Source organism: Achromobacter sp. ACM01, from assembly GCF_014851745.1.
In the GTDB taxonomy this organism is placed as follows: domain Bacteria; phylum Pseudomonadota; class Gammaproteobacteria; order Burkholderiales; family Burkholderiaceae_B; genus Achromobacter; species Achromobacter aegrifaciens.
Map to the genome: position 1 here is coordinate 313,760 of NZ_JACVAF010000001.1, position 22,716 is coordinate 336,475.

The following is a 22,716-nucleotide window of genomic DNA, read 5'->3' on the forward strand; positions in this document are numbered from 1 at the left end:
CGGCACCAGAATAGCCGAGGTGCCAGACGCCAAAACCCACAAGAGGAGACAAGCATGTTGCCCATGCAAGGCATGATGTCCCGCAGCGCCCTGGCCTGCGGCCTGGCCGTGACGCTGCTGCACGCCCCTGCGGTCCAGGCGCAGATTTCAGACGATGTTATTCGAATCGGCTTCATCACCGACATGTCGGGCGTGTACTCGGGGCCGGATGGCCCCGGCGGCGCCGAGGCCATCAAGATGGCGATCCAGGAGATGGGCGGCGAGATCAACGGCAAGAAGATCGAGCTGCTGACGGCCGACCATCAGAACAAGGCGGACATCGCCTCGGCCAAGGCGCGTGAATGGTTTGACCAGGCAGGTCTGGACATGCTGATCGGCGGCACCAATTCCAGTACGGCGCTGGCCATGTCCAAGGTCGCCGCTGACAAGAAGCGGCCCATCATCGTGGTGGGCGCGGGCGCGCCGGCGCTGACCAATGAACAATGCACGCCCTACACGCTGAACTACGCCTACGACACCGTGGCGCAGGCGCGCGGTACGGGCGCGGCCGTGGTCAAGGCAGGCGGCAAGAGCTGGTACTTCCTGACTGCCGATTACGCCTTTGGCCACGCATTGCAGGCGGACACGACCAAGGTGGTCCAGGCCGGCGGCGGCACGGTGGTGGGATCGGTCAAGCATCCGCTGTCGGCCAGCGACTTTTCTTCGTTCCTGCTGCAGGCGCAAAGCAGCAAGGCGGAGATCCTGGCCCTGGCGAACGCCGGCGCGGATGCCACCAACTCGATCAAGGCCGCCAACGAGTTCGGCATCACCAAGACCATGCGCCTGGCCGGCCTGATCATGTTCATCAACGATATCCACGCCATGGGGCTGCCCGCCTCGCAAGGCATGTACCTGACCGACAGCTGGTACTGGAACGCGTCGGACGAGACCCGCGCCTGGGCCCGCGCCTTCTTTGAAAAGCGCAAGGCCATGCCCTCCTCGCTGCAGGCGGCCGACTACTCCGCGGCGCTGCAATACCTGCGCGCGGTCAAGGCCACGGGCACGGACGACGCCGACCGCGTGCTGGCCTATCTGCGCGAAAACAAGCTGAACGACGTCTACATCAAGAACGGCGTGGTGCGGCCGGACGGGCGCGTCGTGCACGACATGTACTTGCTGCAGGTCAAGACGCCGGAACAGTCCAAGGAGCCCTGGGACTACTTCAACGTCGTGCAGACCATCGACGGCAACCAGGCATTCACCACCAAGGAAGAGAGCCGCTGCGCGCTCTGGAAGTAACCCTCATGAGCAAACGTAAAGTCATCGTGACCATTGCCCCGACCGGGGGCATGGCATTCAAAAGCCAGAATCCGCACCTGCCCACGCAGCCGCTGGAAATCGCGGAGGACGTGTACCGCTGCTATAACGCGGGCGCCAGCGTGGTGGCGCTGCATGCACGCCGTCCCGACGACCAGGCGACCTGCGACGCTTCGGTGTACCGGCAGATGAACCGGCTCATCCGCGACCGTTGCGACATCGTGCTGAACAACTCCACCGGCGGCGGCGTGCATGGCGACATGGTCAAGGAAACCTCTCCCGGCACGTGGGAGATCCTGTGGGAAGAGCGGCTCAAGGGCATGGACGCCGGCGCCGAGATGTGCACGCTGGACGCCACGACCTTGAACCTTGCGTTCGGCGACCGCGAATACCTGATGAACACGCCGCTCACCAAGGCCCGCGAACTGGCCGCCGGCATGCAGGCGCGCGGCATCAAGCCCGAATGGGAAGTCTTCAGCCCCACGCATATCCTGCAGGACGCCACAACGCTGATCGAAGAGGGACTGGACGAAGGGCCGCACTTCATCAACCTGGTCATGAACGTGCACCGCAACTTCCAGAACGCCATGCCGTTCTCGGTGCGGCATTTGCAGATGATGGTGGATCTGCTACCCAGGAACAGCATCTTCTGCGTCAGCGGCATCGGCCCCGCGCAGCTGGAGGCCAACATGGCCGCCCTGCTGCTGGGCGGCCACGCGCGGGTCGGCCTGGAAGACAACCTGTACTACCGCCACGGCGAACTGGCCACCAACGTCCAATTGACCGAGCGCATCGTGCGCATCATCCGTGAAATGGACATGGAACCCGCCACGCCAGCCGAAGCGCGCGAGATCCTGGGACTGCCGCTCAAGAGCGGAATCCGGCCCGAGTTCGCGCTCTGACCAGGAAAAGCCATGAGCAATTCACTGCAAGGAAAGCGCGTCCTCATCACCGCGGGCGCGCAAGGCATAGGCTTGGCGATCGCACGCAAGTTTCTGGAGGCGGGCGCCGAGGTGCACGTCTGCGACATGGACGAAGCGGCTTGCAAGGCCGCTGCCGCAGCGCATCCAAGCCTGGGCGTCAGCGTGACGGACGTATCCAGCGAAGCGCAGGTCCAAGCCATGTTCGGCGAACTGGCCCGGAAATGGGGCAAGCTCGATGCCTTGGTCAATAATGCTGGCGTGGCCGGCCCGACCAACCGGCTGGAGGAAACCGCGCTGGACGCGTGGCAGCGCACGCTGGATGTCAACCTGACCGGAACCTTCCTGTGCGCGCGCAGCGCCGTGCCGCTGCTGCGGGCGGCAGGCGGCGGGTCCATCGTCAACATCTCGTCCGTCGCGGGCAGGCTGGGCTTTTCGCTGCGCACGCCCTATAGCGCCAGCAAGTTCGGGTTGGCTGGCCTGACGCAGACCTGGGCCATGGAGCTGGGGCCGTCGAACATCCGCGTCAATTCCGTGCTGCCGGGCGTGGTGTCGGGCGACCGGGTTGAGCGGGTCATCGCGGCCCGCGCCGCGGCCGGCGGCGTGAGCAACGACGCCATGCGCGAGCAGCTTGTGGACAAGGTGTCGTTGCGCCGCATGACCAGCCCGCAGGACGTGGCCAATCAGGTGGCGTATCTGTGTTCAGACGCAGGCGCCATCATCAGCGGCCAGAGCATTTCCGTCTGCGGCAACGTGGAGTATCTGGGCTGAGGCGCCGATCGCGCCATGCCTGTTGGCGCGATCGGCGTTCTGTTGCGCTACTTGCCGCTGCGCTGGAAGTCGCCCGGCTTCCAGCTCTTGTCGAAGGCGGCCGCTTCGGGGCCGTAGATGCGGATGTAGGCGAACCAGCCCTGCCCCGGATTGGTCTTGATCCAGCGATTCTCCTGGCCCGCCGGCGCCTTGGGGCCGAAGTAGAGCGTGAGCGGCTTGCTTTGGTCCACGTCCTTGAGTTCGAACAGGGAGCGCAGCGCGGCCTTGTCCTGATCGGTTTGCACTTGCGAGCGGGTTTTGCTGTCGTACAGCGTGATTGACCAGAACAGTTTGCCTGGCACCGGTTGCGGCACGCTAAGTGTGTACTGCTTGCCGCCGTCCAGGTAAGCCCCTTGCGCGTCGCGCGCGCCCAGCCAGTAGAGCGAGCCCGCGCCGGGGTCGCGGCGGAACATGGCGGGCGAGGCCACAATGGCCTGTGCGAACCAGCGATCGCGGGCGTCCAGGTCCATGCCAGCCGGGGTCTCGAACTGCGCACTGCCCGGTACCAGGTCAGTCCATTCCCAGCGGCGGTCCGGCCAGGCCATGCGATCGGGACGGTCGCTGTCGAAGGCGGCCACCAGCATCTGGTCGCGGCCTTGGCGGGCAGCTTTGGCCAGCGTTTCCTTGAGCTTCGCGTCCGGCTTGAAGGGCTTGCCCTTTTCGATGCCGAGTTCGGCCAGCAAGCCATACATAGGCCGTGCGGCAGCGTTGATGGGTTCTTCCTGCACGATTTTGTTCAGGACTTCCCAGAACCGGATGTTGTCTTCCCATTTCAGCGAAGAGCTGTCCATGGCCATGCGCGTGGTGTCGACTGCGGCCAATGGTTGGCCTGCGACGCCTTGCTCGGACCAGGAGTAGATTTTGACCGAGCGCAAGGCGTCCAGTGCCTTGGGTATGTCCCCGCCCACCGGCATGGAGCGCAGTGCGAGCAGGTTTTTCAGCGTAGGTGAGCGTCCTGCGTGATAGCCTTCGGGGACTTTGCCCTCGTAGCCCGGCGGCAGCACGATGTGCTTGCCGCCCTTGCCTGCGTCGGGTCCCGGCAATCCCAGATCCTGCACCCAGCCCTGGTTGTGGTCGTTGACCAGGCCGATGTAGGGGCCGGGCGGCAGCTCGATGACCACGGGGCCCTGGCTCAGGTCGATGACGGCCGAGCCGTAGGGCGTGTCGGAGTTGAGCGTGAAGCCGACCTGTCGGGGGCCGGCTGCGGCGATGCCCCATTGCTTGCCGTCTTCGATACCGACGGCGCGATTGCCGTTCAGTATCCCTTCCATCGAAACCGTGGGATACCAATAGCGATAGGCAATCAAGGCGCGCTGCAGCGTCTGGTCGGCGCGCACTTGCTGCGAGGTCTGCGGCGTGGGATAGCCGCGTTCGAAACGATAGGGCGCGGCATCCTTGGCATGCGCGGCTCCCGCGCAAACCAATGCCAGTGCGACGGTCAGGGTACGGTTCATCATGGTGCTCCGGTCTCCGGACTTCAGGTTGGGGACGAAAGGGACGGTCGTGGTTCGGGGTGAAAATTCTTTAGCGCGCGGACTCGATATCGTTGAGCTTCCAGGTCTTGTCGAACCAGGGCTGCATGGGACCGTAGAGTCGGAAAATCACCATCCAGCTCTTGCCGGGAATGGTCTGGATCCAGTTCTGTTCCTTGCCCGCAGGGGGCTTGGGGCCAAAGTAAAGATCGACCGAACCGTCCGCGTTGGCATGCAGCTGCTTTTCGCTGGACAGGCTGGGGAACGGCTGGTCCGTCTGCAGCATGGAGCGCGTCTGCGTGTCGTAGACCACCACTGACCAGAAATCCTTGGCGGGCACATTCGGCGGGACACGCAGCACGTACTGGCGGCTTCCGTCCAGCGGTTTGCCCTGCGCGTCATAGTTGGCCGCGGCGTATTGCGAGCCGATGCCGGGCATGGCGACGGCCATGGCCGGCGTGTCTATGGTCGCGGCATAGAAGAACATGGTGCGGGCGTCAAAATTGCGCGCGCCGTCGTTCAGCCACTCATAGCTGCCACCCACGAACGGTGTGTTCCAGTGCCGGTCCGGATAGATGCGCGTGGCGGGGTCGCGGTTGGCGAAGTCGATGGCGCGCGCCGTGGCGTTGCCCACGGCCACCGCGTCGGTCAGGATGGCCTTCATCCGCGCGTCCGGCGAGAACGGCTGGCCCTTGCGCATGCCGATCGCTGCATACAGGCCGGTCATGTCGGGGCCATAAGCCCCTGCCGGCTCTTCCTGGATGATCTGATTCACCTCGTCGAAGAAGGCATAGTTGTTGGCGTGGATGGTGTTCATCACCTTGCCGGAAAGGTTGATGAAGCGCGTCGGCGGTGGCGCGCCCGCTTGGCTGTAGGGATAGACGCGCAGGCCGGCCTTGACGCCCTGCACGCCGGGCGCCGGATCGCCGTTCTTCATGAAGGCGCGGCCGAACAGCAGGTTGCCGTAGGTGGGGGAATGCTGCACGAAATAGCCTTGGGTTGGCAGCTGACCCTTGTAGCCCGGCGGCACGAACAGGTACTTGCCGCCGCGGCCCTTGTCGGGTCCGGCGTTGCCCATGTCGGTCACATAGCGGAACCAGAAGTCGTCGACCACGCCCAGGATGCCGGGCGGGGTTTCGACGACCATTGGGCCGTCCTTCAGGTCCATCCAGTTCCAGAAGTACACGGTCTCGGTGTTGGCCGTGAGGAACAGGGAATGCGAATCCATCAACGTTTCGAAGATGCCGACGGTGCTGCCGGTGGCGCCTGCCTCGCGCAGGCCGGCGCGGATCGAGACCATGGACGCGCCGGGGATGCCGTTCAGAAACGCCTCGACCCCGCGCAGGAAATCCAGGTTGTCATAGACCTTGCGGGCGGTTTCCGGAGTAGGCACGCCGTCGAAGAAATCCAGGCGGCCGATACGGGTGTCGACCTTGGCCGGCGTCAGTATCTGCGGTGGCGTCGGCGTACTCATCTTGTAAGCGCCGGGGCGCTCCGGCGGTCCGGCGCAGGCGGTCAGCAGGCTTAGGGCGGCCAGGGCCAGGACGGGCGGACATGTGCGGCGGGCAGTACGCATACGGTCTCCACGAACAGGAACGCGGGAAGCCACTGCCGTCCACAACATAGCGGTGCGACCTCGTTCCTTGCGTTTCAGTACAGTTCAAAAGTGACCAGCACGGGCAAAGCGACGAGCGTCGCATGTCGTTTAGTTTCCGATCAAATAGGGACGGCGTCAATCTTCTGGATCGGAAGCGCTTGCCACATCGAACCGGAGCAGGAGCCAGGAGCGCGGTTCCGAAAAACCTGAGCGTCAGTTCGATCCAGGCGAATTGTTCGGCGCTTCCCGAAGTTCTAGACTGAATTCGTACATGCATTGTGTACCGCTGGCTGTCGCATAGCGGTTTTGCAGCGACGGCGGGAGGTCCTGATGAATCGGGTCGAGACCTTTGCCACCCTGCCGATGTGGGCGGGGTTCGTAGGCTTTGTGCTGGTCGTGCTGGCGCTGGATCTCTACGTGCTGGGAGGCCGCCATGCGCACCGCGTGCGGCCCCGCGAAGCGTTGTTCTGGGTGGGCGTATGGATGGCGCTGGCCGCGTTGTTCGGCGCCCTGATGTGGTGGTATCTGGATGCCACCCTGGGGCGCGACATTGCGCACCGGAAAACGCTGGAGTTCTATACCGGCTACCTGATCGAACTGTCCCTGTCCGTGGACAACATGTTCGTGTTCTCGCTGATCTTCGGCTATTTCGTGGTGCCGCTGGAATTGCAGCGCCGGGTACTGCTGTACGGCGTGCTGGGCGCCATCGTGATGCGGGTCGGCATGATCCTGGCGGGCGTCTGGCTGCTGTCGAAATTCGACTGGCTGTTCTATGTGTTCGGCGTGCTGCTGGTGGCGACGGGAGCGAAGATGCTGGCCCGGGCGGACCATCAGCCTGACATTGCCCGCAATCCGCTGGTGCGCCTGTTGCGCTCGTCGATGCGCATCACCAAGGATTATCACGGCGAGTCGTTCTTTGTGCGCATCGGCGGCCTGCGGCATGCCACGCCCATGTTCGTCGTGCTGCTGATGATAGAGGCGAGCGACGTGGTGTTCGCGGTCGACAGCATTCCCGCCATCTTTGCCGTCACCACCGACCCGTTCCTGGTCTTCACTTCCAACATCTTCGCCATCATGGGCCTGCGGGCGCTGTACTTCCTGCTGGCCGACATGCGCGAACGTTTCCGCTACCTCAAGCACGGACTTGCCGCGGTGCTCATCATCATCGGCGGCAAGATGCTGGCCGCGCCATGGTTCCATGTGCCGGTGCAGTGGTCGCTAGGGGCGGTAGGCCTTATCCTGCTGGCATCCGTGGGCGCCAGCCTGATCCTGCCCAGACGGGCCGCGGCCAGGGCTGCGCGCCATAAGGGATGAGTCCCACGAACCGGAGATCTGTCATGAACACGATCATTCTTGCCACCGATGGGTCCAGCCACAGCGATGCCGCGGCGCGCTATCTGGTTGACGGCCCTTTGCTGAACCGGGATTTCACGGTGCATGTACTGCATTGCGAGCCCGACGTGACGGGCGACGTCAAAGCCTTCATCGGCCAGGCCGACATCGACGCCTGGCACCACGAAGAGAGCGACAAGGCAATGAAGTCCGTGGTCGAGATCCTGCGCGCGGGCCAGGTCGGCTTCGAGTGCCACGAGCTTACGGGCCACACGCCGGACAAGATCGTGGCGCATGCGGTCAAGGTGGGGGCCACGGCCATCGTGATGGGGTCGCACCATCGGGCGCCGTTCCTGGACGCATTGTTGGGGTCGGTGTGTTCGCGGGTCATTGCCCACGCGCCTTGTCCGGTGCTGCTGATCTGAACGTCCGCGGCTGATGCGCTAGCAGGTGAGCTTGAGCTGATAGCTGCCATCGGCGTCGCGGGCCAGGCGAACCCGGTCGAAGCGATAGTTGCGCCCCTTGAACGCATAGGTCGCGTCGGTCTCGTCGTCGTCGCGGCCTTGCCAGACTATTTTCCGATCCAGCGATTCGGCGTAGTAGTAGAAGATGGCGTTGGTGGATTCGATCAATCCCAGGTCGCCGCGCAGGCCGGTGGAACTGTTGGCTTCCACGTTCCACCAGCCTTCGGTGCGCCATTCGCCTCCGTCGGGCAGATAGTGCACCGCGAATCTCAAGTCCCGGCCGCAGGCGTTCTCGATCTGGAGGGACGCAGGCTTGGCCGGCGCAGGCTTCTTGCTGTCCGGCTTGGCGGCCTGGAGCTGGTCTTGCCGTTCATTCCAGCCCATGCCGTAATAGGCAAGCAGGCCGCCGATTGCCAATACGGCCGAGACGCCGATGACCACCTGCCGTACGGTCTTTTGCCGCATGTGTTCCGTGTACCGTTGCTCCAGAATCCGGGTCTCGTGCTGTTGCAGCAGTTGATCGCGGTGTTTTTTCCTGGCCGAGGTCGTCACCGCGGATGCCCCGGCCAGCAGCAGCAGCAGGGTGAGGTAGCGGTATTTCATCAGCAGGCTGGCCAGCGATGGAACGAGGTTGGCGGCCAGGCCCAACGCCATGGCGCAGCCGATGAAGGCCAGCGGCCATATCCAGAAATTGCGTCCCTTGGCGATTTCGGTGGCGTAATAGTCGCGCAGCGTATCGGTGGATCCGGAATCCGGCGGCGCTTTCCCGTTCGTCCCGCCACCGTTGCCGCCGGGCGCGCCGGCGGCGCGTTGCTCGGCGATCCACGCGTCATGCTCTTGGCGGCGTTTCGGATCGGAAAGCACCGCGTAGGCCTCGTTCAGGCGCGCCATGACGCGCTTGGCTTCCTCGGGATTGTCAGGATTCTTGTCCGGATGCCATTTCTGCGAGAGATAGCGGTATGCGCCGCGGATGACTTCATCGCTGGCATTTTCCGAAACTTGGAGCGTGTCGTAATGGGTATGTATGCCAGCCATTGCCATGGGTCCGCGTTCCGAAGCCGGGCGCTCAGCTTCCTGCACGGCGAGCTTACGCTGCAATCATGGACGTCGGTATCAGCCAAAGAGACTACATCGCTGGGTGGGTGCGCGGCGCAGTGGTATCTTTTCCCATTTTCCTGCACGCCACTCCGTTTCATGCCCGACGACGCCCAAACCTCCTCAGATTTCCCGCCTGCAGAGCCGCAAGCGGCCGCTCCCCGGCCCTTTATCCAGAACTCGGGCACCCGCCGCACCCTGCATTTCACGCAGCAGGAAATCCAGAGCAGCATGTCCACCCTCAACCCCGATGCGCTCGAACTGGAGTACACGCGGATGATGATGGGCTTCGTGCTTTTCAATCCGGCTCCCGCCCGCATCCTGATGGTGGGGCTGGGCGGCGGCTCGCTGCCCAAGTTCTGCCATCGCTATCTGGCGGACAGCGCTATCGACGTGGTGGAAATCGATCCGGCAGTCATTGCCCTGCGCGAAGCCTTCATGGTGCCGCGCGACGACGACCGCTTCCGCGTGCTGCAGGCCGACGCGGCCGACCATATGCGCGGCCTGTCGGACCATGCCGACGTGATCCTGCTGGACGGGTTCGGCATCGGCGGGATTCCGGGCCCGCTGTGCTCGGCGGAGTTCTACGCCGATTGTTTCCGCGCTTTGCGCGAGGACGGCATCCTGGTGATCAATTTCCACGTCAATCACCCGGACCATCATGACTACATGGACCGGGTGCGGGCCTCGTTCGGTTCGTCCATGTTCGAGGTGGTGGATGACGACATGACCAACAGCATCGTGTTCGCCTGCAAGGGCGACCTGCTGGACGATCCCGCCGCGGCCGAACTCAGACGGCCATCGTCCATGTCCAAGGATGCGTGGCGCCAGCTGATGCCGACGATGAAGGTCATAGGTGCGACGCTGGAGTTGAGATAGCGACCGGCTGGTCCCTGCCCTCAACGCTTGATGAACGCAATGATCTGCTGCTGAGTGCCCTTGTCATTGTCAAAGCCGCCGTGCGTGCTGGCCGCCACGGGCGGATTGGCCGAGCCGGGCGCGGGGCTGCCCGCGGGTGATACATGCACGGCGTCGCAAGGAATGCCGGCATTGCGGAAATAGCGCTCCATGCCCAGCAGCGGCGTGGTGGTGCCGCCTTCGAAGGATTCGCTCACCAGATAGAGCAGCGAACGGCGGTACGGGCCGCAGGTGGGGTCGTCTTCCTCGGCACGGTCGGAAAGATGGAACTGCTGGTAGCGCTTTACCCGCGTCTTCAGGTGCGGCACGACCAGTTCCTGGAAGGTGTCCAGCGTCACCGCCGGGGCCATCAGGTTGAGCGACTCCAGTTTGCCGCCGTCCGCCGTCAAGCGGTGCACGAAGTGGCTGGCGACGATGGCGCCAGCCGAATGGCCGACGATGTGCAGGCGCACACGGCCCTCGCTGACATGCGATTTGAAGTGCTTGTACAGCATGATCATCGCGGCTTCTTCCTGCGCCATGCCCTTGGGCGCCGGTTCGCTCATGGCCTGGGCATTCTGCTTCATCTCGCCCCAGATCACGGTGCCAGGCCGGGCCAGCCAGCGTTCCAGGCGCTGGTTCCACCAGCGCTCCAGCCGCTCGCCCAGGCCGCCCGTGGTGCGCGGCACGCTGTGGGCGGCGTCCTGGATGATGTTCTTCACGGTGGTGATGAAGTCCGTTTCCCACATCAGGAAGACTGGAAAAATCTGCTTCTCGTAAAGCAGCGGTATCCATTCGGCGGCGGCTTCCGCCGCATCTTCTTCACCCACCAGGCCGCCATGCGCATAGACGCAGACGTCCATGGGCCTGTCCTTCAAGCCCCACTTCTCGCGCGCGGCGTTCATATGGACGTCGACAATGGCGCGTAGATCGTCGGGTGTGGTGCGGAACGTGCCGCTGTTGCTGAGCTTGCCGTTGTTGCCCACGTTGACGATGAAGGGCGAGATCTCGCGGTTGCGCAACACGGTTCCCGCCGCCAGCGTGACCTTCTTGCCGTCGGTGCGCAGCGTGATGCTGTTCGATATCTTGGTGTGCTCGTGCGTGACCACGCCCAGTTGCACCACCCAGCAATCCATGGCGTTGCGCATCCAGTCGTCGTAGGTCAGCACCGCCATGCCATGGGTTCCCCATTCCTCGCCCCAGGAGTTCTGGATCAGGAAGCCGTCCTGGGTATAGCCAACAATGACGAAGGCATGGCCGTCGGTGGCGGCGTCCTGCTTGTCGGGCGGGATGATCCAGAACGGCTGGGTTCCCGGCGTGGACGGCGCCTTCTGCGGGGTGACGCCATGGCCATCGTCCCAGCCGGCGTGGCAGCCCGCGCTGGCGTACAGGATGCCGACCTCGTTGAGCGCCGCGTGCATTTCGACGATGTTGCGCGTGTCAATGCGGTAGTAGGCGCCCAGCGGGCGCTTGACGGCGTCCAGCCACCAGTCGTCGGCGGTCTCGTTGGCCGCCGCTGGCATGGCCAGGGCCGGAAACAATTCCTGGGAACACGCGCCGTGCTTGAACCAGCCCTTGAGTGCGCCGCGCAGGCTCGATCCCGTGTCGTCGACCGAACCCGGGAACTCGTCATAGCGCCTGGCCATGGAGTACAGCATGAATGGCGAAATGGCCGGGCGCGGTTCGCGCTCCGACTTGCGCAGCAGGTATTCGACCACGGTGGACAAGGCGAAGCCGGTGCAGGCCGAGGTGTCTTCCTGGTGCTTCACCGTCAACCCCATTGCGGGAATCATCTCGGTCTTGGGCGTGACCGAGATGTTGGGGCGGAACGGCAGGTCGCGGACGTCGAAGGCGTCGGGCTTGGCGGTGCGGCGAAACGGCAGCGCTGGCGGCGGCTTGCGGCTTTTGCGCTTCGGTGCGGGCCGGGGCGTCTTGGCCGCCGCCGTGCTGACTGTGGCGGCCTGCCGTTTTTTGTCCGCCGTCTTGCGTGCCGGGGCGGCGCGCCCCGCTTGCTTCTTTGCAGCCATGGCGTACTCCAGTGGAGACAGGCTTTCAGCGCGAGGGCGGCGTTTTGAGGCAAGACGACATGACGACAGTGAAGATTGCGCCCGTAGGTGCGATATATAGGCGCGCCTAAGCCGGTTCGCTAGTATCTGAAAGTATTAGTCCCTGGATTTGCAATGGTTCATTTGCACTAGTTGCGGCTTAATCCCACTGCGCCGCCAGGCCCTCGGGACTGACTTCGCGCCCGTTGCGCTCCAGCGCCGCGATCTGCGCCATGTCCTCGTCCGTCAGCCGCAGGTCCTGGGCGAGCAGGTTGCTGGCCAGGTTCTCGCGCTTGGTCGACGAAGGAATGACGGCATAGCCCAGTTGCAGCGCCCAGGCCAGCGCGACCTGCGCGGTCGTCGCGTCGTGGCGCTGGGCGATCTGGCCGATGACCGGATCCTTCAGCACCTTGCCATAGGCCAGCGTCATGTAAGACGTGACCGGGATGCCTTGTTCCTGCAGGAAGGCGGCGAGCTTGCGGTTTTGCAGGTAGGGGCTGAGTTCGATCTGGTTGGTGGCAATCTGCTCGCGGCCCACGGCGGCGATGGCGGCGCGGGTTTCGGCGATGGGGAAGTTGGAGATGCCGATCTGGCGGGTCAGCCCTTGCGTCTTGGCCTCGGCCAGCGCGCTCATGAATTCCTCGATGGACACGCCGTTGCCAGGCGCGGGCCAATGGATCAGGGTCAGGTCCGCGTAGTCGCTGCGCAGCTTGGCCAGGCTGTCCTTCAGGCTGGGGATGAGCTTGTCGCGGGCGTAGTTGGGCACCCAGATCTTGGTCGTGACGAATAGTGCCTCGCGCGGCACGCCGGATTCGGCGATGGCCTGGCCGACCTCGGCTTCGTTTTCGTAGATTTGCGCGGTGTCGATGGCGCGGTAGCCAAGATCCAGCGCGTTGCGCACGGAATCGATGACGGCTTGACCTTGCAAGCGGAAGGTGCCGACGCCAAAGGCGGGAATGTTCATGGGTAACTCCTGATGGGTTCGCGGATCCGGGCGCAGATACCCGGGAATGCCTGCAGTGTGCCCGTCGGATACTTGCGGAAAAAGTCCGGTATGCACGAAAGACTTTTGATATAAATGCAAGAATGAAGACGACCCTCGATGAAATGCAGGTCTTTATCGCCATCGTGGACAGCGGCTCCATCACCGCTGCCGCAGACGTGCTGGGACAGACCGTTTCCGCCGCCAGCCGGACCATGAGCCGGCTGGAAGAGAAGTTGCAGACCACGCTGATGCGCCGGACCACGCGGCGGCTGGAATTGACCGAGGAAGGCCGCGCCTATCTGGAGCAGGCGCGCAAGATCGTGGCCGCGGTGGAAGAAAGCGAGGAACTGATGAGCCTGCGCCGCAACCAGCCGGCCGGGCGCTTGCGGGTGGACGCAGCCTCGCCATTCATGCTGCATGTGATCGCGCCGCTGGTTCCGGGCTATCGCAAGCGCTATCCGCAGGTGGAGCTGGAACTGAACAGCAACGAAGGCAACATCGACCTGCTGGAGCGCCGCACCGACCTGGCCATCCGCATCGGACGCCTGAAGGATTCATCGCTGCATGCGGTACCGCTGGGCCACAGCCGCGTGCGCGTGCTGGCCAGTCCCGGTTATCTGGACGCGCATGGCACGCCGCGGCGCGTGGCCGATCTGGCTTCGCACATTTTGCTGGGCTTCAGCCAGCTGGAAGCGCTGAACGAATGGCCCCTGCTGGAGGCCGACGGCCAGGCCCTGCACATCAAGCCGCACGTGCGCGCGTTCAGCGGCGAAACCCTGCGGCAACTGGCCTTGAACGACGGCGGCGTCGTCTGCCTGTCGGATTTCATGACGCGCGGAGACCGCGCCAGCGGCGCCTTGCAGCAGCAGCTGGTGAAGCAGACGCAGGACGTGCGCCAGCCGATCAACGCGGTGTACTACCGCAACACCGCGATCTCTTCGCGCATCAAATCCTTCATCGACTACATGGTCCAGGCGCTGGGCCCGCGCGGCTTCGAATAGGGGCGCGGACGCTGCGCGTTCAGGCGCGTTCGCCGCTGACCGATTCGTACACCAGTGTCGCCAGCGTCAGGTCTTCCAGCGCGCTGCCCACGGCCTTGAACACGGTGATTTCCTGGTCGTCGCGGCGGCCTGGCAGCTCACCGGCAGCCAGTTGGTGCAGGTCGCCGCGGATGTCCTCGCGCTTGAGCGCGCCGGCCTCGAAGGCGGCCAGCAGGTCGCCGGACTTGGTGGGCGCTTCGCCGGTGTCCACGTAGACCGAGGTGCCGTCGAAGCAGGCCGCGTCCGTCTCGCGCATTTCGGGCTTGAAGCTGCCGATCAGGTCCAGGTGCACGCCGGGACGCAGCCAGGCGCCGTGGATCAGCGGTACGGTGGACAGCGTGGCGCAGCTGATGATGTCGGCCTGGCGTGCGGCGCTTTCCAGGTCGGAGGCGGCCGCGGCATCGAAGCCCTGCGCGCGCAGCTCGCCCGCCAGCTTCTCGGCGCCGGCCGCACGCACGTTCCACACCAACACGCGCTGGATCGGGCGCACGGTGCGCATGGCCTGCGCCACCAGGCCGGCGATGCGGCCGGAGCCCACGATGAGCAACGTGCTGGCGTCGGCGCGCGCCAGGTAATCCGCGCCCAACGCGGCCGCGCCCGCCGTGCGGTACACAGTGACGATGTCGCCGTCGACCTGGGCTATTGGCACGCCGGTGGTGGCGCTGTACAGGTTGTAGGTGGCGTGCAGGCCGGGCAGGCCCTGGTGGGTGTTCTCGGGGAAGATGTTGATGATCTTCACGCCGAAATAGCCGCGGTCGCTCCAGGCGGGCATGATCAGCGAGGTGCCGTGCGCATTGCCCGACTGGATGGCGTGGACATGCCGCGGCGGCACGGTGGCGCTGCCGCGGAAGGCCTCCCGCAAGGCGGGAATGACGGCGTCGAAGGACAGGGCGTTGCGGGTTTGTTCGGTGTCGATGAAGCGCATGGTTGTTGCCTGCTGCGGGTCGGTCTGTGGGCCAGCAGGCAGTCTAGCAGCGCGGAGGGCGCCCGCCCGCGCCGCGGGCAGGCGTCGCCTTCAGTCGATGGCCGCCGTGGGCAGCGGATCGCCCGCGCCGGTGCGCTCGACGATCAGCTTGTAATGCTGCGGATTGCGGTGCTTGGCGAAGTTGAACACATGGTCGCGGAAGGCCTGGCCCATGGCCAGGTCGATGCGGGCGGTGATCACCTCGTCTTCTTCGCCGCTGGAACGCGCCACGATCTCGCCGGAAGGCGCAACGATCATGGAGCTGCCTATCATGTGGTGGCCGTCTTCATGGCCGCATTTGGCGGCCGCGCCGACCCACACCGCGTTCTGGTAGGCGCTGGCCTGCAGCACGATCTCATGCGTGGTGGTGCGCAGGTGCGCGGGCTCGTTCCAGTGGATGTTGAGGGACGGCGTGTTGTAGCCCAGCACGATCAGCTCGGCGCTTTGCAGCGACATGACGCGATAGGTCTCGGGCCAGCGGCGGTCGTTGCACAGGCACATGCCGATCTTCACGTCGCTGGTTTCCCAGACGCCGAAGCCCAGGTCGCCGACTTCGAAGAATTTCTTCTCCAGGTGCTGGAACGGCGCGCCGATCTTGTGGTCGGAGTGGCCCGGCAGGTGGATCTTGCGGTACTTGCCGATGATTCTGGCGCTGCGGTCCACCAGGATGGCGGTGTTGAACTGGCGGCCTTCGGGCGTCAGTTCGGCGTAGCCCAGGTAGAAGCCTATGCCCAGCTCGCGCGCGGTGTCGAACAGCGGCTGCACGTCGACGTTGGGCATGCTTTTTTCAAAGTAGCGCTCGACGGCCTCGGCGTCTTCCATCCAGTAGCGCGGAAAGAACGTGGTCAGCGCCAGCTCGGGAAAAACGACAAACTCCGCGCGGCGGGCGGCGGCCTCGCGCATCATTTCGACCAGGCGGCGGACCACGGCCGCGCGGGAATCGGCAAGGTTCACAGCGCCCATCTGGGCGACCGCCAGGCCCATCTTGCGGGCGGGGTATGCATTACTCACGATGTGGATCTCCAGGCTGAAGGCGCAAGCATGCATGCACGGGCGGAAATCCGGAACCGCTGTGGCGACTGGCGGCGAGCCAGGGAAATTGCGCCGGACGCTACGCTAAGACGATGATCTGGCGGGGAATTCGGTCGGGCGGACACAAGCCGCCGCGACCTTATGCATAACGCGGCGTCATGGGGCCCATGCAAAGTTTTATATCGGGTTTCCCCGTATGCCGGCGCTCAAAGCGCCTTGAAGGTCTTGAGGTGGATGCTGGTTTCGGTGGCGGCGATGCCCTTGAGCGTGCGCAGGCGGTCCAGCACTTCGGACAGCTGGTCGATGGTGGGCACGCGCAGCTCGGCCAGCAGATCCCAGCGGCCGTTGGTGTCGTGCAGGCCCGCCACGGCGGGTTCGCCCATCAGCAGGCTCACGATCTTGCGGGTTTCGTGGCCTTCGACGGCAATGCTCATCCAGGCGACGATATCTTCGGTTTCCACCTCTGGCCGCAGGCGCACGGTGTAGCCGCGGATGATGCCGCGCTCTTCCAGCTTGCGGATGCGGTTGTCGATGGTGCCGCGCGAGACGTCCAGCTTCTTCGCCAGCGTGGCGACCGACATGCGGGCATCGGCGCGCAGCAGGCCGAGCAGGTTCTGATCTAGCGTGTCCATTGTGAAAAGTGCTAATTATTGCTATCAGAGTGGCAGAATCTTAGCGTTTTGTGTTGATTGTTGTCACTATTAATTGGTTTGCCCATCCCCCAGAATTTCTGTTCCATAACTCGGGGAGAACAAATTGACGACGCTGCTTTCAACTTCCGACGTGGCCAAAATCGTGGCCCTGCAAGGCCCGCAACAGGTCTTTTCCGGTCTGCTGGACTACCTGCTGTCGGACTTTCTTCGATGGCAGGAATTCGACAAGAGCGCGCGGGTGGCCAGCCATTCGGCAACCGGCGTGATCGAACTGATGCCCACCGCCGACAGCGAGTACTACACCTTCAAATACGTGAACGGCCACCCGGGCAATCCGCAGGCCGGCCTGTCCACCGTGATGGCATTCGGCGCGCTGGCGCAGGTCAGCACGGGCGAGCCGCTGCTGATCAGCGAGCTGACCTTGACCACCGCGCTGCGAACGGCCGTGACCTCCGCCTTGGCGGCGCGCGCGCTGGCCCGGCCGGACTCGCGCAGGATGGCGCTGATCGGCAACGGCGCGCAGAGCGAGTTCCAGGCATTGGCCTTCCATTACATCCTCGGCGTCGACACGCTGCACGTCTATGACGTGGACGCAGGCGCCACACGCAAGCTTGAAAGCAATCTGGCTTCAGTGCCCGGCTTGCGCGTGGTGCGCTTCGATAGTGCGGCAGAGGCGGTCAAGGGCACGGACATCGTCACCACGGTGACGGCGGACAAGGCCTACGCCACCATCCTGACCGCGGACATGGTCGAGCCTGGCATGCACATCAACGCTGTCGGCGGCGACTGCCCGGGCAAGACGGAACTGCATGCGGACGTGCTGCGCGCGGGCCCGGTGTTCGTGGAATACGAGCCGCAGACACGCATCGAGGGCGACCTGCAGCAGATGCCTGCCGACTTCGCGGTGACGGAATTGTGGCGGGTGCTGACGGGCCAATCCGCCGGACGCAAGAACGCAGCCGACGTGACCATCTTCGATTCGGTGGGCTTTGCACTGGAAGACTTCTCGGCCTTGCGCTGGCTGCGCGACGCCGCCGTGCGCCATGGCGTGGGCGCCCGCATCGAGGTTGCGCCGCAACTGCCCGATCCGAAGAATCTGTTCGAAGCGGTACGGGCCGCTCAACCTGTTGCGGCCCGGGCCTGATGCCGGCGCGCGCGGAGCCGTCCGCGCAAACCGGGACGCTTCCGTGACGCTTTGATGGGCGCAAGCGCCGGCGTGGCGAACCACGCCGGCGCCAATGGCGGCCGCCTCATGTGCGGCTGGGTATTTCAACCGGCGGTGTGCCGTCGTGGAACAGCGACTTCAGCTGCGTACGCAACTCGGGGGTGTCGGCATGCTTGTGCACCGTGGTTGCATGCTGCACGGCGGCTTCCAGCAATTCGCCTTCGGAATCCGCCGCCAGCGCCACCGTGCAGTTCATTGCGCTGGGGTATTCGCGGCAATCGATGTACTTGCGAGTCATGAACGTCTCCCTGCGCGCAGGCTGCCTGGGCCTGCGCAAGAGCATCCGGCGCGCGGCGCGGGACGTCCGGGCCGCTGGCGCGTCGCAGCGGCGGGGGCGGTCAGAAAAGTATAGATCCGACGCCGCGGTCGCGGCGCAATTCGGCAGATGCCACCGGGCGCTAGTGCTTGGATACCGGTGCGGCCACAGCGGGCTTCAGAAGCTGACGCGCTGCTTCAAGGCCTGGGCGATCATCGCGATGTCGATGTCCTTGCCCGGATGCTTCAGGCAGAAGTCGTACAGCACGGCCACGTAGGCATTGCCCAGCAGCTTGGTGATGGCGCCGGCGGTGGTGGCGGCAATGGTGCCGCCCACTGCGCTGCCCGCGCCGGGGATGAATTTCAGCAGCCCGGAGACCACCGAGCGCCCGATCAGGGTGGCCGCGGACGCGCCCAGCGTGGAGGTGACCAGCGTGGTGATGGCGGCGGTATTCAGTTCCATGCCGAAAGTGATGCCGATCTTGGCGATCATGCCGACCTGGATGGGCACCAGCGCAACGGCGTCCGAGAACGGGATGGGCGCGGCGGCGGCCGACGCGGCCAGCCCCGCGGCCACGTTGACCTCTATCTCAGCCCGCTTTTTTTTTACTTCCAGGGCCTTCTTGTTGCGGGTGGACAGCGCGTTGGCATAGGCCCGCTGCTGCGCCTCGGGGATGTGCAGGGCGGTGGCCTCGATCAGGTTGTCCAGGCCCATGGGCGGCAGTTCCGCGTCCAGCTCCTCGATCCATTCCGGCAGCGCGCGCACCGCCACCACCTGCTTGGCGCGCGGCAGCAGCTTGCGCGCTTCGTCGACGAAGGGGCTGTTCTTGCGCGCCTTGGTCAGCACCGCCACGACGGGGATGCCGGCATCGGACAGCATGTTGCACAGTTCGATTTCCGCGTCTTCGACGCGGTGGCTGCTGTCCTGGATGCAGAGCCAGGCCACGTGCAGGTGCCGGTCCTGGTCGTCGGCGGCGGAGCGTTCCTGGATCAGGTCCGCCAGCTGCTGGCGCGAGCGCTCGTAGTCGCCGACCTCCAGGCCGCGCGTGTCGATGATGGTGAGCGGATGGCCGGCCCGGGTGAATTCCTGGGTCGACTGGGTGACGGGCTTGCCCGCGCCGGTCTTGGCCAGGTCGCCGCGGAATACGGCATTGATCAGCGTGCTCTTGCCCACGCCGGTCTTGCCCGCGACCAGGATGTTCACGCGCCCGGCGCCGCGCGTGGCGGTGCTGATGGCGTCCGCGATGGCGTCCTGCAATTGGGGCGTGTCCATGCGGGGCGTGCTCATGAGGTGTGTGCGTAGAAAGGCATGGGGAAGATTCTAGCGAGAAACGCGCGCAGCCATCAGGCGCTGCCCGCCACGCCGTAGAGATGGGCCGATTCGGGGAAGGTCCGCGCGCGGACTTCGGTGGCATAGGTCTGCGCCGCCTGCTGAATGCGGCCGGCCAGGTCGTCGTAGCGCTTCACGAAGCGCGCGGTGCGCTCGAACATGCCCAGCATGTCGTCCACCACCAGCACCTGGCCGTCGCAGCGCGCGGATGCGCCTATGCCGATGGTCGGGCAGGCGACGGCCTCGGTGATCGACGCCGCCAGCGGCTCGACCACGCCTTCGATCACCAGCGAGAAGGCGCCGGCGTCCGCGACGGCGGCGGCGTCGGCGGCGATGCGGGCGTATTCGGCTTCGCCGCGGCCGCGCGCGCCGTAGCCGCCCAGGATATTTACGGCTTGCGGCGTCAGGCCGACATGGCCCATGACCGGGATGCCGCGCGCGGACAGATAGGCGACGGTCGGCGCCATGCTCTGGCCGCCTTCGAGCTTGACCGCGCCCGCGCCGGTTTCCTTCATGATGCGCGCGGCGGAGCGGAAGGCCTGCTCGGGGCTTTCCTCATAACTGCCGAAAGGCATGTCGACGACGATCAGCGCCCGGCGCGAGCCGCGCACCACGGCGGCGCCGTGCGCAATCATCATGTCCAGCGTGACGGGCACGGTGGAAGGCAGTCCGTAGATCGTCTGGGCCAGGCTGTCGCCCACCAGCAGGGCGTCGCAATGCGGGTCCAGCAGTTCGGCCATGCGCGCCGTGTAGGCCGTCAGCATCACCAGCGGCTCCTGGCGCTTGCGCGCGCGGAACGCGGGCACGCTCAGGCGGGGTGCGTGGGCGGCAGCCGTGTTCAGGGTGGCGGTCGTAGACATCGAAATTCTTCCTATCCAGGGTTGATTGCTTGAATCGGGACATTGCGATACCCGCATCGTAGCGGAAGGCCGCAGGCGCGGCCCCGCGGCTAGCGCATGGCTGTGCCCAGCAGGCTAATCTTTGCGGCAAAACGTAATCGAAAGTTTTGGGGCGCCGCGATGCCGTGCTCTGTGGAAAGCGTCGGCAACAAATTTAGGGACGTTTTGGAGTTTCCATAAAAGCGTTACATCTTCAAGGGTTCACTCGCTTTTTCGACAGGTCTGCCTGCGTAGAATTCGCCGCTTACAAGGTTATTTCGCGGCTTCCGCGCAACATTGCTCATGCCTAGTCCCGGGCTCATTCCACGTTTGCTGTGTTCGCGTCCGCTGACCAAGGGCCTGCGTTACTTCTATCGCCACACCCGGCCCGCCGCATACCGGCACAACGAAACCTTGTGGCCCTTTGTGACGGTTCAGCGCGGTGGGCAGGAGCGGCTGACAGGATGTGAACTGCGCGGCGTGCAAGGCCCTGCCACCACCCCGCTGGATCAACTGCCGCGCGACATCGCAGCCGACGCCCATCTGATATTGAGCGGCCCCTCGGTGGCTCAGATCGACTACGCGCGTTGCCGGCTGGATGTGACGATGGGCGTCAACGGCTCGATCGCGCTGCGGCGTCAGCACCCTACCCTGCGCTTTGACTACTACGCCATGCTCGATGCCGGTTTCGTCAACCGCAGGCGCGATCTGGTGGCGCAAGTGCTGGCGCAGGATCTGATGTTGTTCGTCACGCCCGAGGTCTACCGTTGGATAGGCTTCCTGTTCGACCGCAAGGACGTGCGCTGCCGCATCGCGCTGTTCGAAGAAGTGCACCAGCGCGCGCTGCAGCCGCGCGCGCGCCCCGAGCAGCTGGAAGCGCGCTTGGCCGACGACCCCGGACTGGTGCTGTTCGACGCGCGCAACCCGGTGCATGCGCACGGCTTCAGCCTGGACCCGCCGCGCGGCCTGTTCGGTGGCGGCACCGTGGCCTATACGGGCTTGCAGCTGCTGGCGTGGCTGGGCGCGAAAACCATATACCTGCACGGCCTGGACCTGACGGCTGCGGCGGGACCCCGATTCTATGAAAGCGCGGCAACGCAGCTGTCCACCGCGCTGGACCGGCAATTCTCCGGACACATCGAACCCGCCTTCCGGCAAGCCAGCCGGCTGCTCGGCGAACGCGGCATCAAGGTCTACAACCTGTCGCCCGCCAGCCGGCTGGGGGACGACGTGTTCGAGAAGCGCGACTGGAGCTGCCTGCTGCCCGAGCAGCCGTTTTCGAGTATGACCCCATGAAGATTCTGTACACCAATTTCCACCAAGGCGATGGCGGCGGCCACACCACCTACGTGATGTCGCTGGCGCGCATCCTGTGCGAGAAGTCGCAGGTGACCGTGGCCGCGCCCGCCAGCAGCCGCCTGCTGGCCGAGGCCGCGGCCCTGCCCGGCGTGCGCACGCTGGCCCTGGAATTCAAGGGCCGTCCGCTGCAGCAGCTGCGCGCGCTGCGCCGTCTGCGCGCCCTGCTGCGCGACGAACAGTTCGACGTGGTCCACGTCAACGGCTCGGCCGACCACCGCCTGTGCATGCTGGCGACCGTGGGCATGGGGGCGCGGCGTCCCTTCATGGTCTACACGCAGCACACCGACCGCAGCGCCAACAGCCTGGGTGCGCGGGTGCGCGCCAAATGGGGCACCAACCGCGTCATCTGCGTGTGCACCCATACGTTTCGCCGCATGAAGCAGTCGGTCTTCCGCAACGAGGACCTGCGGGTGGTGCACAACGGGGTGGATACGGAAAAGTGCAGTCCGGCCTCGCGCCGGGAGGCGGCGCAGGCGCGCGGCAGCCTGTTGCCCGACGACATGCAGGGTCGGCTGGTCATAGGCAGCAATGCCGGCACCGCGGTCTACAAGAACTGGCTGGACATGGTGACCGCCGTGTCCATGCTGCCCGACAACAAGCGGCGGCAGGTGGTGGTGCTGATTGCGGGCAAGCTGCCCGATGCGGAGCAGATGCGCCGCGTGGCCGAACTGGGCATGTCGGAGCAGGTGGTGTTTACGGGCTTGATGGAGGACGTCAGCCCCTTCCTGTCGGCGCTGGACGTGGGCTTTGTGCTGTCGTCCAAGCTGGAGACGATTTCCTTTGCCTGCCGCGAGATGATGGCCGCAGGCAAGCCCGTGATCGTCAGCGCCGTGGGCGGGCTGCCCGAGAACGTCACCGATGGCCGCGATGGCTGGGTGGTGCCGCCGGCCTCGGTGGACAGCATCGTCGAAGCGCTGTCGAAGATCCTGGAAAACCGCGAGGTCCTGGGCGTGATGGGCGCCGAGGCCCGCAGCACCGCGCTGCGGGAGTTCTCGTTGACGACGTTCGTCGGCAATACCGAGCGCGTCTACCGCGAAAGCCGGGTGCAGCCGGCCTGATGGCCGCGC

21 protein-coding genes are annotated in these 22,716 nt (G+C 65.1%); 10 read left to right on the top strand and 11 right to left on the bottom strand.

Annotated elements, in window-relative coordinates; all coding sequences use genetic code 11:
* Positions 1–54 precede the first annotated feature (54 nt).
* The 3 genes from IB268_RS01500 to IB268_RS01510 are packed head-to-tail and all read left to right on the top strand — an operon-like array spanning position 55 to position 2,987.
* A complete protein-coding gene (locus tag IB268_RS01500; RefSeq protein WP_370126395.1) occupies positions 55–1,278 on the top strand; it encodes an ABC transporter substrate-binding protein in 1,224 nt (407 codons plus the stop codon).
* 5 nt (positions 1,279–1,283) lie between these two features.
* The gene (locus tag IB268_RS01505; RefSeq protein WP_192330587.1) at positions 1,284–2,198 is read left to right on the top strand and encodes a 3-keto-5-aminohexanoate cleavage protein; all 915 of its coding nucleotides are present in this window, start codon (positions 1,284–1,286) and stop codon (positions 2,196–2,198) included.
* A 12-nt stretch (positions 2,199–2,210) separates the two neighbouring features.
* On the top strand, positions 2,211–2,987 hold the full coding sequence (locus tag IB268_RS01510; RefSeq protein ID WP_192353719.1) for an SDR family oxidoreductase: 777 nt from the start codon (positions 2,211–2,213) through the stop codon (positions 2,985–2,987).
* Positions 2,988–3,034: 47 nt separating this feature from the next.
* Here the strand turns inward: IB268_RS01510 and IB268_RS01515 are convergent, their stop codons facing one another.
* Both IB268_RS01515 and IB268_RS01520 read right to left on the bottom strand, forming a co-directional pair.
* Positions 3,035–4,483, bottom strand: a complete 1,449-nt coding sequence (locus IB268_RS01515) for a DUF1254 domain-containing protein (RefSeq protein ID WP_175180371.1) — start codon at positions 4,481–4,483, stop codon at positions 3,035–3,037.
* 67 nt (positions 4,484–4,550) lie between these two features.
* Positions 4,551–6,074: a DUF1254 domain-containing protein gene (locus IB268_RS01520; RefSeq protein WP_192353720.1), complete on the bottom strand. Its 1,524-nt coding sequence runs from the start codon at positions 6,072–6,074 to the stop codon at positions 4,551–4,553.
* A 351-nt stretch (positions 6,075–6,425) separates the two neighbouring features.
* Between IB268_RS01520 and IB268_RS01525 the strand changes: the two genes are divergently transcribed.
* Both IB268_RS01525 and IB268_RS01530 read left to right on the top strand, forming a co-directional pair.
* Positions 6,426–7,409, top strand: coding sequence for a TerC family protein (locus IB268_RS01525; protein WP_054455394.1), 984 nt, complete (start codon positions 6,426–6,428; stop codon positions 7,407–7,409).
* A gap of 23 nt (positions 7,410–7,432) precedes the next feature.
* Positions 7,433–7,852, top strand: coding sequence for a universal stress protein (locus IB268_RS01530; protein WP_054455392.1), 420 nt, complete (start codon positions 7,433–7,435; stop codon positions 7,850–7,852).
* An 18-nt stretch (positions 7,853–7,870) separates the two neighbouring features.
* Here the strand turns inward: IB268_RS01530 and IB268_RS01535 are convergent, their stop codons facing one another.
* On the bottom strand, positions 7,871–8,926 hold the full coding sequence (locus tag IB268_RS01535) for a DnaJ domain-containing protein (RefSeq protein ID WP_192330585.1): 1,056 nt from the start codon (positions 8,924–8,926) through the stop codon (positions 7,871–7,873).
* A 159-nt stretch (positions 8,927–9,085) separates the two neighbouring features.
* On the opposite strand from IB268_RS01535, the gene IB268_RS01540 reads away from it, so the two are divergent.
* Entirely contained in the window at positions 9,086–9,865 is a 780-nt protein-coding gene (locus IB268_RS01540) for a fused MFS/spermidine synthase (RefSeq protein WP_119449885.1), read from the top strand.
* 20 nt (positions 9,866–9,885) lie between these two features.
* On the opposite strand, the gene IB268_RS01545 is transcribed toward IB268_RS01540, so the two are convergent.
* Positions 9,886–11,910, bottom strand: coding sequence for a hypothetical protein (locus tag IB268_RS01545; protein WP_192353721.1), 2,025 nt, complete (start codon positions 11,908–11,910; stop codon positions 9,886–9,888).
* A gap of 178 nt (positions 11,911–12,088) precedes the next feature.
* Positions 12,089–12,892: a 2,5-didehydrogluconate reductase DkgB gene (gene dkgB / locus IB268_RS01550; RefSeq protein WP_054455383.1), complete on the bottom strand. Its 804-nt coding sequence runs from the start codon at positions 12,890–12,892 to the stop codon at positions 12,089–12,091.
* 122 nt (positions 12,893–13,014) lie between these two features.
* Between dkgB and IB268_RS01555 the strand changes: the two genes are divergently transcribed.
* Complete coding sequence (locus IB268_RS01555; RefSeq protein WP_192353722.1) at positions 13,015–13,914, top strand: LysR substrate-binding domain-containing protein; 900 nt, start codon at positions 13,015–13,017, stop codon at positions 13,912–13,914.
* Positions 13,915–13,933: 19 nt separating this feature from the next.
* Here the strand turns inward: IB268_RS01555 and IB268_RS01560 are convergent, their stop codons facing one another.
* The 3 genes from IB268_RS01560 to IB268_RS01570 form a co-directional block, all read right to left on the bottom strand.
* Positions 13,934–14,878: an ornithine cyclodeaminase family protein gene (locus IB268_RS01560; RefSeq protein ID WP_054455379.1), complete on the bottom strand. Its 945-nt coding sequence runs from the start codon at positions 14,876–14,878 to the stop codon at positions 13,934–13,936.
* A gap of 90 nt (positions 14,879–14,968) precedes the next feature.
* Positions 14,969–15,901, bottom strand: a complete 933-nt coding sequence (locus IB268_RS01565; RefSeq protein ID WP_192354069.1) for an N-carbamoyl-D-amino-acid hydrolase — start codon at positions 15,899–15,901, stop codon at positions 14,969–14,971.
* 254 nt (positions 15,902–16,155) lie between these two features.
* Positions 16,156–16,581: an Lrp/AsnC family transcriptional regulator gene (locus tag IB268_RS01570; RefSeq protein ID WP_119449891.1), complete on the bottom strand. Its 426-nt coding sequence runs from the start codon at positions 16,579–16,581 to the stop codon at positions 16,156–16,158.
* A gap of 124 nt (positions 16,582–16,705) precedes the next feature.
* Here IB268_RS01570 and IB268_RS01575 point away from each other — a divergent pair, with 124 nt between their 5' ends.
* A complete protein-coding gene (locus IB268_RS01575) occupies positions 16,706–17,746 on the top strand; it encodes an ornithine cyclodeaminase (protein WP_125470603.1) in 1,041 nt (346 codons plus the stop codon).
* 106 nt (positions 17,747–17,852) lie between these two features.
* On the opposite strand, the gene IB268_RS01580 is transcribed toward IB268_RS01575, so the two are convergent.
* From IB268_RS01580 to panB, 3 genes are all read right to left on the bottom strand, one after another.
* On the bottom strand, positions 17,853–18,065 hold the full coding sequence (locus tag IB268_RS01580; RefSeq protein WP_054455373.1) for a DUF1059 domain-containing protein: 213 nt from the start codon (positions 18,063–18,065) through the stop codon (positions 17,853–17,855).
* 195 nt (positions 18,066–18,260) lie between these two features.
* Positions 18,261–19,370 carry a YcjF family protein gene (locus IB268_RS01585; RefSeq protein ID WP_119449893.1) on the bottom strand — a complete coding sequence of 370 codons (1,110 nt, stop codon included), beginning with the start codon at positions 19,368–19,370 and terminating at the stop codon, positions 18,261–18,263.
* Between the two features lie 56 nt (positions 19,371–19,426).
* Positions 19,427–20,272 (bottom strand): 3-methyl-2-oxobutanoate hydroxymethyltransferase, encoded by an 846-nt coding sequence (gene panB / locus IB268_RS01590; protein ID WP_192353723.1) that lies wholly within the window; start codon positions 20,270–20,272, stop codon positions 19,427–19,429.
* A 321-nt stretch (positions 20,273–20,593) separates the two neighbouring features.
* Here panB and IB268_RS01595 point away from each other — a divergent pair, with 321 nt between their 5' ends.
* Complete coding sequence (locus tag IB268_RS01595) at positions 20,594–21,586, top strand: hypothetical protein (RefSeq protein WP_054455366.1); 993 nt, start codon at positions 20,594–20,596, stop codon at positions 21,584–21,586.
* Complete coding sequence (locus IB268_RS01600) at positions 21,583–22,707, top strand: glycosyltransferase family 4 protein (RefSeq protein WP_192353724.1); 1,125 nt, start codon at positions 21,583–21,585, stop codon at positions 22,705–22,707. Before IB268_RS01595 ends, IB268_RS01600 begins: the two co-directional genes overlap by 4 nt.
* Positions 22,708–22,716 lie beyond the last annotated feature (9 nt).

Bases quoted from the DNA above. Each gene is read 5' to 3' on its own strand.
- IB268_RS01595 (WP_054455366.1), top strand. From the start codon at position 20,594: ATGCCTAGTCCCGGGCTCATTCCACGTTTGCTGTGTTCGCGTCCGCTG.
- IB268_RS01585 (WP_119449893.1), bottom strand. From the start codon at position 19,370: ATGAGCACGCCCCGCATGGACACGCCCCAATTGCAGGACGCCATCGCG.
- IB268_RS01600 (WP_192353724.1), top strand. From the start codon at position 21,583: ATGAAGATTCTGTACACCAATTTCCACCAAGGCGATGGCGGCGGCCAC.
- IB268_RS01530 (WP_054455392.1), top strand. From the start codon at position 7,433: ATGAACACGATCATTCTTGCCACCGATGGGTCCAGCCACAGCGATGCC.
- IB268_RS01500 (WP_370126395.1), top strand. From the start codon at position 55: ATGTTGCCCATGCAAGGCATGATGTCCCGCAGCGCCCTGGCCTGCGGC.
- IB268_RS01505 (WP_192330587.1), top strand. From the start codon at position 1,284: ATGAGCAAACGTAAAGTCATCGTGACCATTGCCCCGACCGGGGGCATG.
- IB268_RS01545 (WP_192353721.1), bottom strand. From the start codon at position 11,910: ATGGCTGCAAAGAAGCAAGCGGGGCGCGCCGCCCCGGCACGCAAGACG.
- IB268_RS01520 (WP_192353720.1), bottom strand. From the start codon at position 6,074: ATGCGTACTGCCCGCCGCACATGTCCGCCCGTCCTGGCCCTGGCCGCC.
- IB268_RS01540 (WP_119449885.1), top strand. From the start codon at position 9,086: ATGCCCGACGACGCCCAAACCTCCTCAGATTTCCCGCCTGCAGAGCCG.
- IB268_RS01535 (WP_192330585.1), bottom strand. From the start codon at position 8,926: ATGGCTGGCATACATACCCATTACGACACGCTCCAAGTTTCGGAAAAT.
- dkgB (WP_054455383.1), bottom strand. From the start codon at position 12,892: ATGAACATTCCCGCCTTTGGCGTCGGCACCTTCCGCTTGCAAGGTCAA.
- IB268_RS01510 (WP_192353719.1), top strand. From the start codon at position 2,211: ATGAGCAATTCACTGCAAGGAAAGCGCGTCCTCATCACCGCGGGCGCG.
- IB268_RS01580 (WP_054455373.1), bottom strand. From the start codon at position 18,065: ATGACTCGCAAGTACATCGATTGCCGCGAATACCCCAGCGCAATGAAC.
- IB268_RS01515 (WP_175180371.1), bottom strand. From the start codon at position 4,483: ATGATGAACCGTACCCTGACCGTCGCACTGGCATTGGTTTGCGCGGGA.
- IB268_RS01560 (WP_054455379.1), bottom strand. From the start codon at position 14,878: ATGCGCTTCATCGACACCGAACAAACCCGCAACGCCCTGTCCTTCGAC.
- panB (WP_192353723.1), bottom strand. From the start codon at position 20,272: ATGTCTACGACCGCCACCCTGAACACGGCTGCCGCCCACGCACCCCGC.
- IB268_RS01525 (WP_054455394.1), top strand. From the start codon at position 6,426: ATGAATCGGGTCGAGACCTTTGCCACCCTGCCGATGTGGGCGGGGTTC.
- IB268_RS01565 (WP_192354069.1), bottom strand. From the start codon at position 15,901: ATGGGCCTGGCGGTCGCCCAGATGGGCGCTGTGAACCTTGCCGATTCC.
- IB268_RS01555 (WP_192353722.1), top strand. From the start codon at position 13,015: ATGAAGACGACCCTCGATGAAATGCAGGTCTTTATCGCCATCGTGGAC.
- IB268_RS01570 (WP_119449891.1), bottom strand. From the start codon at position 16,581: ATGGACACGCTAGATCAGAACCTGCTCGGCCTGCTGCGCGCCGATGCC.